Origin of the sequence: Campylobacter concisus (assembly GCF_002912895.1) — a bacterium.
Lineage (GTDB): Bacteria > Campylobacterota > Campylobacteria > Campylobacterales > Campylobacteraceae > Campylobacter_A > Campylobacter_A concisus_G.
Window position 1 is genome coordinate 1 of record NZ_POZX01000046.1, and the last position, 12318, is coordinate 12318.

General features: G+C 40.0%; 11 protein-coding genes. 10 read left to right on the plus strand and 1 reads right to left on the minus strand.

The genetic code is table 11. The features are described 5' to 3' along the window. Positions 1-188: 188 nt before the first annotated feature. On the minus strand, positions 189-647 hold the full coding sequence (locus CYP51_RS05455) for a methylated-DNA--[protein]-cysteine S-methyltransferase (protein WP_103624680.1): 459 nt from the start codon (positions 645-647) through the stop codon (positions 189-191). A gap of 126 nt (positions 648-773) precedes the next feature. Between CYP51_RS05455 and CYP51_RS05460 the strand changes: the two genes are divergently transcribed. From CYP51_RS05460 to CYP51_RS05505, 10 genes are all read left to right on the plus strand, one after another. Next, positions 774-3359: a bifunctional aconitate hydratase 2/2-methylisocitrate dehydratase gene (locus CYP51_RS05460; protein ID WP_103624681.1), complete on the plus strand. Its 2586-nt coding sequence runs from the start codon at positions 774-776 to the stop codon at positions 3357-3359. Between the two features lie 36 nt (positions 3360-3395). Then, positions 3396-4607, plus strand: a complete 1212-nt coding sequence (locus CYP51_RS05465; RefSeq protein WP_103624682.1) for an ankyrin repeat domain-containing protein — start codon at positions 3396-3398, stop codon at positions 4605-4607. Positions 4608-4615: 8 nt separating this feature from the next. Further along, positions 4616-5362 (plus strand): SDR family NAD(P)-dependent oxidoreductase, encoded by a 747-nt coding sequence (locus CYP51_RS05470; RefSeq protein WP_103624683.1) that lies wholly within the window; start codon positions 4616-4618, stop codon positions 5360-5362. A 9-nt stretch (positions 5363-5371) separates the two neighbouring features. Continuing rightward, complete coding sequence (locus CYP51_RS05475; protein WP_103624684.1) at positions 5372-7066, plus strand: Na+/H+ antiporter NhaC family protein; 1695 nt, start codon at positions 5372-5374, stop codon at positions 7064-7066. Positions 7067-7068: 2 nt separating this feature from the next. Then, on the plus strand, positions 7069-8172 hold the full coding sequence (gene trmA, locus CYP51_RS05480; protein ID WP_103624685.1) for a tRNA (uridine(54)-C5)-methyltransferase TrmA: 1104 nt from the start codon (positions 7069-7071) through the stop codon (positions 8170-8172). Positions 8173-8196: 24 nt separating this feature from the next. Next, positions 8197-9408: a threonine ammonia-lyase gene (gene ilvA / locus CYP51_RS05485; RefSeq protein WP_103624686.1), complete on the plus strand. Its 1212-nt coding sequence runs from the start codon at positions 8197-8199 to the stop codon at positions 9406-9408. Positions 9409-9512: 104 nt separating this feature from the next. Beyond that, positions 9513-10208: a DUF4230 domain-containing protein gene (locus tag CYP51_RS05490; RefSeq protein ID WP_103624687.1), complete on the plus strand. Its 696-nt coding sequence runs from the start codon at positions 9513-9515 to the stop codon at positions 10206-10208. A 16-nt stretch (positions 10209-10224) separates the two neighbouring features. Continuing rightward, positions 10225-11148 (plus strand): Dyp-type peroxidase, encoded by a 924-nt coding sequence (locus tag CYP51_RS05495; RefSeq protein WP_103624688.1) that lies wholly within the window; start codon positions 10225-10227, stop codon positions 11146-11148. Positions 11149-11200: 52 nt separating this feature from the next. Beyond that, positions 11201-11623, plus strand: a complete 423-nt coding sequence (locus tag CYP51_RS05500) for an EamA family transporter (protein WP_103624689.1) — start codon at positions 11201-11203, stop codon at positions 11621-11623. 98 nt (positions 11624-11721) lie between these two features. Then, on the plus strand, positions 11722-12297 hold the full coding sequence (locus CYP51_RS05505) for a cytochrome C (protein WP_103624690.1): 576 nt from the start codon (positions 11722-11724) through the stop codon (positions 12295-12297). Positions 12298-12318: the final 21 nt, after the last annotated feature.

Sequence of the window (12318 nt, forward strand, 5' to 3'; positions counted from 1 at the left end):
TAAAATTTGTAAAGATGACTTGATTAAATTTATAAATTCCTTTTTATTCAAAAGAGAGACAATGGGGCTTGAATTACGAGGCCATCCTCTTGTTTTTCTTTTTAAATCTGCTAAATCACTCACGTTCAAGGTGCATTCAATGGCGCTAAAGCACTGCATACGTTTCAAATACTCTGATAAATTTTTAGCTATTTATGCTTTGCTTCATGCTCTAAAAGCCAGATTTTAGTTGGCAAGCCATCTCCACCTGAGTAGCCGCCAAGCCCACTGCTAGCTAGCACTCTGTGACAAGGAACGATGATAGGCACTGGATTTTTAGCATTGGCTGATCCTGCTGCTCGGTAGGCATTTTTGTGACCTACGGCAAGTGCAAGGGCTGCGTATGTGGTCGTTTCCCCGTATGGTACTTTTTGTAAAGCCTCGTAAATTTTTGCTCTAAAATTAGTTGTTTTTATATCAAGCTTCACGCTAAATTTTTTAAGCTTGCCATTAAAATAAGCCTCTAGCTCATCCAAACAAAGCTTTAAATTTTCATCTTTTACTGCAATTTTTTCAAATTTATCTACAAAATTTATCTCACAAATTCCATTTTCACTAGCGATGATCTCCAAAATTCCGATAGGCGATTTTAGGTAAGCTTTTGACACATTTGCTCCTTGAAATTTGAAATTTTAGGCAAATTTTACTTTAGTTTGTTTTGCTTTTTGATAAAATGCAAGCAAAACTAGCGATTTTAGACTAAAAATAACGAGCAAAAACCACAAAGGAATTTCATGAGCTTTTTTACCGACTACGAAAAACACGTAAGTGAGCGAGAAAAAGAGGGCGTGCCACCGCTTGCGCTAAATGCCAAGCAAACAAGTGAAGTTTGCGAGCTAATAAAACTTGCCAGCAAATCTAGTAGCGACGAAAAGGCACAAAGCGAGCTAAAATTTCTTATAAATTTGCTTGAAACTCGTATCAATCCTGGCGTTGATGACGCAGCGAAGATAAAGGCAGAATTTCTTGGTGAAGTGATTGATGGGCTTGCTGTTAACGGTCTTGACGCGATGCGTGCCATTAAAATTTTAGGCAAGATGCTTGGCGGATACAATGTAGAAATTTTAGTGCGAGCTCTAAAAAATAGTGATGAAAATATTGCGCGTGCCGCGGCAAATGAGCTAAAAAATATCATCCTAGTGCATGAATATTTTGACGAGATCGCAAAGCTAAGTAGCAACAATAAATTTGCAAAAGAGGTGCTTGCTTCTTGGGCGAACGCAGAGTGGTTTACGCATAAAAAGCCAATCGAAACCTGTATAAACGCAGGCGTTTTTAAAGTACCTGGTGAGACAAATACTGACGACCTAAGTCCAGCGAGTGAGGCCTATACAAGGGCCGACATACCACTTCACGCAAAAGCAATGCTTGTTAAAAAGATGCCTGAGGGTCTAGAAATTTTAAAAGAACTTAAAACTCGTGGTAAAAAAGTTGCGTATGTTGGCGATGTGGTCGGTACTGGCAGCAGCAGAAAGAGTGGCATAAACTCTATCCAGTGGCACCTTGGCGATGAGATAGAGGGCGTGCCAAACAAAAAAACGGGCGGCATCGTGATAGGCACTACTATAGCTCCGATATTTTTTAACACCGCGGAAGATAGCGGTGCAATGCCAATAGTTGCAAACGTAAACGAGCTTGAGATGGGCGATGAGATAGAAATTTATCCATTTAAAGGCGAAATTTATAAGCTTATTGGCACTGAGAAAAAGCTCGTGGCAAATTTTAAACTTAGCCCAAACACCCTAAGTGACGAGATAAGAGCAGGTGGCAGGATACCACTTATGATAGGACGCCAAGTTACCAAAAAGGCCAGAGAGGCTCTAGGGCTTGGCGAGGAGCAAATTTTTATAAAGCCGGATCAGCCAAAAGAGCAGAGTGGTGGCTATACGCTGGCTCAAAAGATGGTTGGCAAGGCTTGTGGTGTAGCTGGCGTTAGAGCCGGGGCTTATGTGGAGCCAGAAATTTTAACTGTTGGCTCGCAAGATACGACTGGGCCGATGACTAGAGATGAGATAAAAGAGCTTGCAAGCCTTAGTTTTGGCGCGGATTTTGTTTTGCAAAGCTTTTGCCATACGGCCGCTTACCCAAAGCCAAGTGATCTTGTGATGCATGAGAGCTTGCCAAAATTTATAAATTTACGTGGCGGTGTGAGTCTAAAGCCAGGCGATGGCGTCATCCACTCGTGGCTAAACCGCATGGTACTACCTGATACGGTGGGTACTGGCGGCGATAGTCATACAAGATTTCCTATCGGTATCAGCTTTCCAGCGGGAAGTGGTCTAGTGGCTTTTGCAGCGGTACTTGGCATGATGCCGCTAAATATGCCAGAGTCGGTTTTGATCAAATTTAAAGGCGAGCTAAAAGAGGGCGTGACACTTCGCGATCTTGTAAATGCGATACCATATTTTGCAATCAAAAAAAGGCTTTTAAGTGTTGAAAAAAAAGATAAAAAGAATATTTTTGCGGGTAAAATTTTAGAGATAGAAGGGCTAGAGAGCCTAAAAGTGGAGCAGGCGTTTGAACTAAGTGACGCTTCGGCTGAACGCTCAGCGGCTGCTTGCGTGGTAAATTTAAGCGTTGATAGTGTCGTGGAGTATGTTCGCTCAAATGTTGCGCTGATTGATGCGATGATAAAAGCTGGTTATGAGAGCCGTGAAACGCTTGCTAGACGAAAAGAAAAAATGCAAAAATGGCTTGAAAATCCAACGCTTTTAAGAGCCGATAAAGATGCAAAATACGCTGAAATTTTGGAGATCGATCTGGCTCAGATAGATGAGCCGATTTTGGCGTGTCCAAATGACCCAGACGATGTGGCAACGCTAAGTGAAATTTTAGCTGATGACAAAAGAGTGCATAAAATCGATGAAGTTTTTGTGGGAAGCTGTATGACAAATATCGGCCATTACAGGGCGCTTGCTAGAATTTTGGAGCATGAGAGCAAGCTTACAACTAGGCTTTGGATCGCACCACCAACAAAGATGGATAAAAGCACACTTGAAAATGAAGGCGTTTATGAAATTTTTAAAAGATTAAACGCAAGGATGGAGGTGCCAGGCTGCTCGCTTTGTATGGGTAATCAAGCAAGAGTTAATGACAATGCCGTTGTTTTTTCTACATCAACCAGAAATTTTGATAACAGAATGGGCATGGGCGCAAAGGTCTATCTAGGAAGTGCCGAGCTAGCCGCTGTATGTGCGCTGCTAGGGCGTTTGCCAAGCGTTAGTGAGTATAAAAAAATAGTAAGAGATAGCCTTAGTTTAAACAAAGATCAAATTTATAAATACCTAAATTTTAATGAAATAAGCGAGTTTAGTATATAAATTTGTTACAATATCGCGAAATTTTAAGGAGCTTTGATGAAAAAAGTAGTTTTTTTTCTCTTTTTTAGCGTTTGTTTTTTGATAAATTTACACGCTTTAGAGTGCAGTGATCTTGCCGAAAAAGAGAGCTTTAAAACTACTCCAAACGAGCTTGCTTACGCGAATGAGGGGCTATTTTACTGTGATGGCTCGCTTTTAAATTTAAAAGAGGTAAAAGAGCTTTTTGATGCGAGTGTAGCTGTGAGAAGTGAGTCTCAAAGTTGCGTTGGTGATAGAGTTTATAAAGAAAATTTAAACAAGCTTAGATGGCTTTTGCTAAAAGCGTCATTCGCACCTGAGCTTTATCAAAAAGAACTTGCAAAGCCAGAGGTTGCTGAGAGCGAAAAAGATGCCAGAATGGAGTATCTTAGATACTGGGCAAACGAGAGCTTATTTAATTTTTTAAAATATAAAAAATTTATTGAAGCTTACAAAAATGCTCAAACTCCGCTTGTAAAATTTTATGAAAGCCTTGGACTTGATACGGCAAGTGCTGCTTACTACGCAACTAGCGTGGTAAATGAGTTTTTGACTTTTGGTGTCGGTAAAAGTGTAAATAAAGCTAAAATTTTAACACCTGAGCAAAATATAATGGCTCAAAGGATAAATTCCGATGAGCTGGCAAATTTGCTCTACTCGAAAAATTTCAGTACCGCTGAGCTTACAAATTTGCTTAATATCGCACTTTTAAACGAAAAAAGTAGCGATATGATAAAAGAGATAATAAGACGTGGGGCCGATGTGAATTTGGGCGATGAGACGCCTCTATTTTTTGCTTTAAAAAATATAGAAAATGTAAAAATTTTACTTGCAAATAAAGCCGATGTAAATCACAAAAATTTCTTTGGAAAAAGTGTGCTTTTTTATGCTGTGCAGTTTAGCGATAAGCCACTTTGTGAGCTTTTGCTAAAAAATGGCGCCAATGCAAACGAGAGCTACATAGACGAAAATGCCAAGATGAATATGATAAATTTGGGTATGACGCAAATTGAAGATACATGCGGTCTAGAGCATACAAACAGAAGCGTTTTTATGCATGCAGCAGCTCATGCAACGCCAGAAATTTTAAATCTTTTGATGGATAATGGCGCTGATATCAATGCCACTGATGACGCTGGATTTAACGCGCTTGACTATGCCATGAAAGAACAAAACGAAAAGACGATCAAATTTTTAGAAAATTTGGGTTTAAAACCAAATTTCAATTAGGAAAAATAATGAAAAAGACAGCTTTTGTAACTGGTGCAACATCTGGATTTGGCGAGGCGATCGCCAGAAGACTCTCAAAAGAGGGCTACAAGATAGTCGCTCTTGCAAGGCGAGAAGATAGGCTAAAAAAGCTTGCAAGTGAGCTTGGTGATACGCATATCATCTTAGCTGACATACGTGATAAAGAAGCTGTTTTTAAGGCGGCTGAGAGCCTGCCTGATAAATTTAAGGATATCGAAGTGCTTGTAAACAACGCTGGCATGGCACTTGGACTTGAAAAGACGATAGATGCTAAGGTAGAGGATTTTGAGGCGATGATAGACACCAACGTCAAGGGCCTTATCTACTCGACAAAGGCGGTTTTGCCGCTACTTTACAAACAAGAAAAGGGCTATATCTTTAACATAGGCTCGACAGCTGGCTCGTGGCCATATCCTGGTAGCAACGTTTATGGTGCTACAAAGGCCTTTGTGAAGCAGTTTAGTTTAAATTTAAGAAATGATCTAGTTGGCACAAATATCAGAGTGACAAACATCGAGCCAGGGCTTTGCAAGACTGAATTTAGCGAGGTTAGATTTAGGGGAGATAAGGCAAAGGCGGATAGTTTTTATGAAAATACAAATTTTATCACATCTGAGGATATCGCGACGATTTTGGTAAATTGTCTAAATATGCCTGGAAGTGTCAACATAAACAGGGTCGAAGTCATGGCAAATACGCAGACTTGGGCTGGGCTTGCGATAGAAAAATTTTAAGGAGTTCTTGTGAGACAAATTTTATTATTACTTTTTTTTAGCGTTGCGCTTTTTGGTGTCGATCCAGAAGTGGCAAAGAGAAACGCTGAAATTTATGGCGTATTTACGCTTATACCACCTGTTGTGGCAATAGCACTTGCTTTTATCACAAAAGACGTTATATTGTCGCTGTTTATAGGTGTTTTTAGCGGAACGTTTCTCATAAACATCATCAATGAAAACATCTTTATGGGTATCGTAAAAGGCTTTACCGGCATCGTTTCAAGGGTCGTTGAATCAATGGCTGATAAGACTGATTCAGGTATTTTGCTTCAAGTGCTTTGTATTGGTGGTGTGGTCGCACTCATCACAAAGATGGGTGGCACAAAGGCGGTTGCTCTTTGGCTTAGCAAAAAGGCAAAAAGCGGTATTTCAGCTCAAATTTCAACATGGCTCATGGGTATCTTTGTATTTTTCGATGACTACGCAAATGCCCTAATAGTAGGTCCAATCATGAGACCAATAAGCGATAAATTTAAAATAAGCCGCGAAAAGCTAGCTTTTATCATCGATGCTACTGCAGCACCGATTGCTGGTATTGCTATCATCTCGACATGGGTTGGGCTTGAAGTTTCACTCATTGAAAAGGGCTATGAACTAGTTGGAGAGACTGGTATTAACGCTTATTCTATATTTATCGAGACAATTCCATATAGATTTTACAACCTCTTCATCTTATTTTTTATAGTCTGTACGGCCTTGATGCAACGTGAATATGGCCCAATGCTATTAGCTGAAAGACGTGCTAGAAGAGGCGAACTTCACTCAGGTAAAACTCAAATCCAAGATCTTGAAGATAAAACACTTGAGCCAAAAGAGGGTGTAAAACTAAGTGCTGCAAATGCTGTTGTGCCACTTCTTGTGCTGGTCATTGGTGCATTTACTAGTTTTTATTTTAGTGGTCTTGCTGCACTTGAGGGTGATACTCTTAAAAATGCACTCGCTAATCCGCTTGCTTTTTCTACTTTTAAAGATACTTTTGGCGCGGCAGACTCGGCTACATCGCTATTTCAAGCAGCACTACTTGCTAGTATCGTAGCTATCACAATGGGTGTTTGGCGTAAAATTTTTGACGTAAAAGAGGCTATCAGCACATGGGTAAAGGGCTGGAAGACTATGATAATTACGGTTGTCATTTTGCTTCTTGCGTGGAGCCTTAGTGCTGTTATCAAAGAGCTTGGCACGTCAAGATATTTGGTTGATTTATTAAGCTCTTCTACACCTAAATTTATCCTGCCAGTTGCTGTTTTTATCCTTGGTTCGTTTATTAGCTTCTCAACTGGAACAAGCTACGGCACTATGGGTATTTTAATGCCTCTAGCTATCCCACTAGCTTATGCTGTCGGCAAAAACTACGGCCTAGAGGGTGATGCGATGCATGCATATATGATTGTAAATATTTCAGGCGTACTTACAGGCGCGATCTTTGGTGATCACTGCTCACCGATCTCGGATACTACGATCCTTTCATCAATGGGCGCAGGATGTAACCATATTGATCACGTATCGACTCAAATGGTCTATGCACTTAGCGTTTGTGCAGTTTGTGTGCTAGTTGGTTACTTGCCAGTTGCACTTGGTCTTAGCGTTTGGATTGCACTTCCTTGCGGATTTTTAGCGATTTGGGCACTAGTTAGATTTGTTGGAAAGAAAGTAGAAGCATAAATTTGGATTGCAATTATTTAAAAGAGTGTGGCTCTTGCACTCTTTTTACTCCTTACGATGAGCAAATTTTATTTAAAACTGACCTTGTAAAACAAAATTTTTCAGAGCTTTATGATGGTGAGTTTGATGTTTTTAGCTCAACACCAAAACACTACCGCACGAGAGCTGAGTTTGGCATCTGGCACGAAGGCAGCAAGCTTTGCTATACGATGCATGCAAGCGAAAAGGGCAAAAAGGTCTTTATAGATGATTGTCCAAAAGTTTGCGAGCAAATTTCTACTCTCATGCCAAGCTTGCTTTGCAGCTTACAAGAGAGTGAAATACTGCGTGCAAAGCTTTTTGGAGTGGAATTTATCTCTTGCAAAAACGGTATTTTGGTTACACTTCTTTATCATAAAAGGCTTGATGGCGAGTTTGAAACGGCTATGAAAATTCTAGCCAGTAAGCTTAATGTCACCATACTTGCTAGATCTCGTGGGCAAAAGCTGCTAAGTGGTGAGCTAAATTTGATAGACGAGCTAAATATTGGAGGTCAAATTTATAAATTTAGCCTAAGTGAAAATGCCTTTATCCAGCCAAATAGAGCCGTAAATGAAAAGATGATAGCTTGGGCAAAAGAGTGCGTGCAAGGCGGTGCTGACCTTCTTGAGCTCTACTGTGGACATGGAAATTTTACTATTCCGCTTTCGTTTAAATTTAAAAACGTTCTTGCCACTGAAATTTCAAAGAGCTCGATCGCAAATGCCCTTAAAAACTGCGAGCTAAATAAGGCTAAAAACATCAAATTTTTACGAATGGATGCTGATGAGCTTATGAGTGCATTTGCTGGCGTTAGGGAATTTAATAGACTAAAGGATATAAATTTAAGCGATTTTAACTTCTCGCATGTCCTTGTCGATCCTCCTCGTGCAGGACTTAGTGAAAGTGTCGTAAATTTCATCAAAAATTTCAAAAATATCATCTACATCTCGTGCAACCCAGAGACTCTAAAAGAAAATTTAAATGAGCTTTGTAAAAGCCATAAAGTGATAAAATTTGCCATTTTTGATCAGTTTGCAAACACTCATCACATCGAGTGTGGCGTGCTACTAAGGGCAAAAGAATAATTTTAAAAAGGAAAATTTGAAAAAATGGTTTCACTAAATAAAATCATCCAAGCAAAGATCACGATCGGTCATTTTGTGACTAAGACTCCATTTGCGCTAAGTGCAAAGCTTAGTAAAATTTTAGGCGCAAGTGTTTACCTGAAAGAAGAAAATTTACAAAGAACCGGCGCATATAAGATAAGAGGCGCATACAATAAAATAGCTAGCCTAAGTGATGAGGAGAGAAAACGTGGCGTCGTGGCTGCAAGCGCTGGCAACCACGCTCAAGGTGTTGCTATAAGTGCAAAAGAATTTGGCGTGCATGCTTGCATCATCATGCCAGAATCAACCCCACTCCTAAAGGTTGCTGGCACAAAGGACCTTGGCGCAGAGGTCATTTTAAAGGGTGATAACTTTGACGAGGCGTACGCTTTTGCGGTGAACTATGCTAAAGAAAAGGGTATGACCTTTGTTCATCCATTTAACGACGAGTACGTCATGGCAGGGCAGGGCACTGTGGGGCTTGAGATGCTTGATGAGATAAGTGATCTTGATATGGTCATCGTTCCAGTTGGCGGCGGCGGATTAGCTAGCGGTGTGGCAAGCTGTATAAAACAAGTTAATCCAAAGACAAAAGTGGTCTGCGTTGGTGCAAAGGGTGCTCCAGCTATGTTTAATAGCTATGGCGCTAAAAAAAGCATAAACTCAAAATCAGTCCGCACGATCGCAGATGGCATCGCTGTGCGTGACGCGAGCGAGATCACGTTAGCAAATATTATTGAGTGCGTTGATGAGTTTGTGCAGGTCGATGACGAGGAGATAGCAACTGCGATTTTATTTTTGCTAGAGACGCAAAAGATTGTTGTAGAAGGAGCTGGCGCAGCTGGTGTGGCAGCACTTATGCATGATAAGATCAAATTTAAAAAAGGTGCGAAGATAGGCGTGGTGCTAAGTGGTGGAAATATCGACGTACAGGTACTTTCTATCATCATTGAAAAGGGTCTTATCAAGTCTCACCGAAAGATGACACTACAAATAACGCTTGTGGATAAGCCAGGAGCGCTCATGAGTCTAACAGATAGCCTCAAATCAGCAAACGCAAACATCGTAAAGATCGATTACGATCGCTTCTCAACAAGGCTTGATTATGGCGATGCAAGTATTACGATCACGCTTGAGACAAAGGGTCTTGAGCATCAAGAAAAGATCAAAGAAGTGCTTGAAAAAAGTGGTTTTTCATTTTCTCAATTGTTTTAAAAATTTTTTGCTATTTTGTGGATTTCAAGATAGCAAAAAAACAAGCTAAAATTCCTTTTGCTTTACAAAATTAAGCTAAAATAGCAAGCTTTAAAGGAGAAAGAATGAGTGAATATATAAATTTGATATTAGCTCTCTTGCTAGCAGTCCTTGCATTTGCATTTTATAGGGCGAGCAGGGCTTTAAAAAAGGCTAAAGATGAGAGTCAAAATGTATCTGTCAGCACGGAAATTTCGCAGCTAAAAAGTATAGGCGAGCTATCTGTCTTTCAAGTATATAGCAAAGAGATCGTCACTAAGACAGATCATGCGTTTGGAAATTTTGGCAAAGAGTATCTAAGGTGGCTGGTAAGCGAAAAGAAGCTTTCGATGATATTTGAGTTTGAGATAAATTTCATCTACGATCTAACTAGCCCAAAACTTGAGATCATGCAGATCGCAAACTCTAGCTATAAGATAAAAATGCCACCATGCAAGTATAAATTTTCAATCGCCGATATGAAATTTTATGACGAGAAAAATGGCAAATTTATACCATTTTTACTGCCTGATTCGCTAAATGGTTTTTTTGGAAGCACATTTACAGAAGAGGACAAAAACAGACTTATAGAAGAGGCTAGAAGTGAAGTGAAAAAGATGAGTGTTCGTCTTATCTCACAGCTTCAAAGCAAGATACATAAATCGGCTCGCGACACGCTTGAAGCGATCGCAAAGAGCTTTGGGGCAAACAAGGTCGAATTTGTTTTTGATGATAACGATGAGCAGATAAATTCACAGCTAAATTTAGAAAATATCGCATAAATTTAAAGGAGAAAAAATGAGTTTTAATTCACAAGAGGTTACACAAACTCCAGGAAATAACACCGTCTTTCAAACTTGGGTTTTAAAAGATGATAAAAAGGCGTACAAAGAGGGTTTTGCTAGGCTTTGTGCTTTGGTTATAAATTTAAACAAAACTGCAAAGGTTAGATTTGGTGCGAGCGAAAATGTAAACTGCGTCCTTGGCGTCGGACACGATGCATGGAAAAAGCTGGCCATCACAAAAACCTTGCCAAAAGAGCTTGTAAATTTTAAAGCGATTAAGGGCGACAAACACGAGGCTGTTAGCACAAAAGGTGATTTGCACATTCATATCCGTGCGTTAAATGCGGCTGACTGCTTTGATATGGCGCAAAGTGTAAAGGGTGTGCTATATAAATTTGCTGATCTTGTAGACGAGGTGCAAGGCTTTAAATACCACGACGGCAGGGCGATCATAGGCTTTGTTGATGGCACTGAAAATCCTGAGGGCGAGGATAGAGACCACTTTGCAAAAGTTGGCGACGAGGATGCTAAATTTAAGGGTGGAAGCTACGTTTTTGTGCAAAAATACTTTCATAAAATGCAAGAGTGGAACGCCACAAGTGTGAGCGAGCAAGAAAAGGTGATAGGCCGCTCAAAGCAGCTTGATATCGAGATGAGCGAGGATGAAAAACCTAGTAACTCACACTCAGCTGCAGCAAATGTCGGAGACGATAAAAAGGTCGTGCGCGGCAATATGCCATTTACTGAAGGCAGCAAGAGCGGCACCTACTTTATCGCCTATGCGAGCACATTTTCGACCGTTGAGGAGATGCTAAAAAAGATGTTCATAGGCGAGCCAAAGGGTAATTCAGATAGACTACTTGACTTTAGCACTCCAGTAACTGGTGCACTCTTTTTTGCGCCGACTATCGATATGCTAAGCGAGTACGAGGGTTAAATTTATAGTGGGGCGAAGCAAATTTGCCCCTTTAAATTTATAAGGAAAAAAGATGCCAGAGTGGTTTATCTACGCAGCTCTTTCAGCTATATTTGCTGCACTTACTGCGCTCTTTGCCAAACTTGGCGTAAAAGATATTGACAGCGATTTTGCAACATTTATAAGAACGATCGTTGTCGTTTTTATGCTTGTTTTACTTCTAAGCGTGACCAAAAAATGGCAGCCACTAAGCTCTCTAAGCCCAAAAAACTGGCTCTTTCTCATACTTAGTGGCATAGCTACTGGACTATCTTGGCTCATGTATTTTAAAGCGATGCAAGTTGGCAAGGTTTATCAAGTGGCTTTGGTTGATAAATTTAGCGTTGTGCTTGCTATCATTTTAGCTGTCATCTTTCTTGGTGAGAGGCTAAATTTAAAAGAAATTTTAGCCGTCTGTCTTATCGTGTCTGGCGTATTTTTACTCATTTTTAAATAAAATTTTCTACATTATTCTTAAAATATATCTTTAATTTTAATTTATAATTAATCAAAAAGCTCCTAAAATTTGAACGATTTCATTTTGAAGGGAGAAATATGAAAAAAATCATTTTTTCAGCCATCGTGGCTTGTGCGGCATTTGGTGCTAGTGTAAACTACACAGATGTTGTAAAAGATGTTTACGGTGATGCTAGCTCAACAAAAAGTATAGGCAGACTGCTACCAACCAACGCAGTTGAAATTTTACAAACAAGCGGTGACAGAGTACAAATTAAAGTAAAAGGCTATCAAAACCCAGCTGTTAGCAACGTAGTTTATTTTGCTGATGGCGCGAGGATTATCTCGGTGGCATTTGCAAAAACTGCACCTTTTGATATTAAAGTGATCAAAGAGGGCAAAAACGGCAAATGGAACGAGGTAGAAACAACAGTTTTTGTTCAAAAAGATGGCTTTAGCACTGACGTAAACGCGATGTTTGCAAAAGCTGATAAGATGTATAAAGAGAGCTGTGGCGTTTGCCATGCGTTGCCTCAAACCACACATTTCAACGCAAACCAATGGCCGTCACTTCTAAAATCAATGATCGGCAGAACCGCAATAGAGAAAAAAGACGAGTGGTTGGTTGTTGAATACCTTCAAAAACACTCATCTGACGTAAACCTAGGTAAATAAGCAAAACTTTTGTAGCGGCGA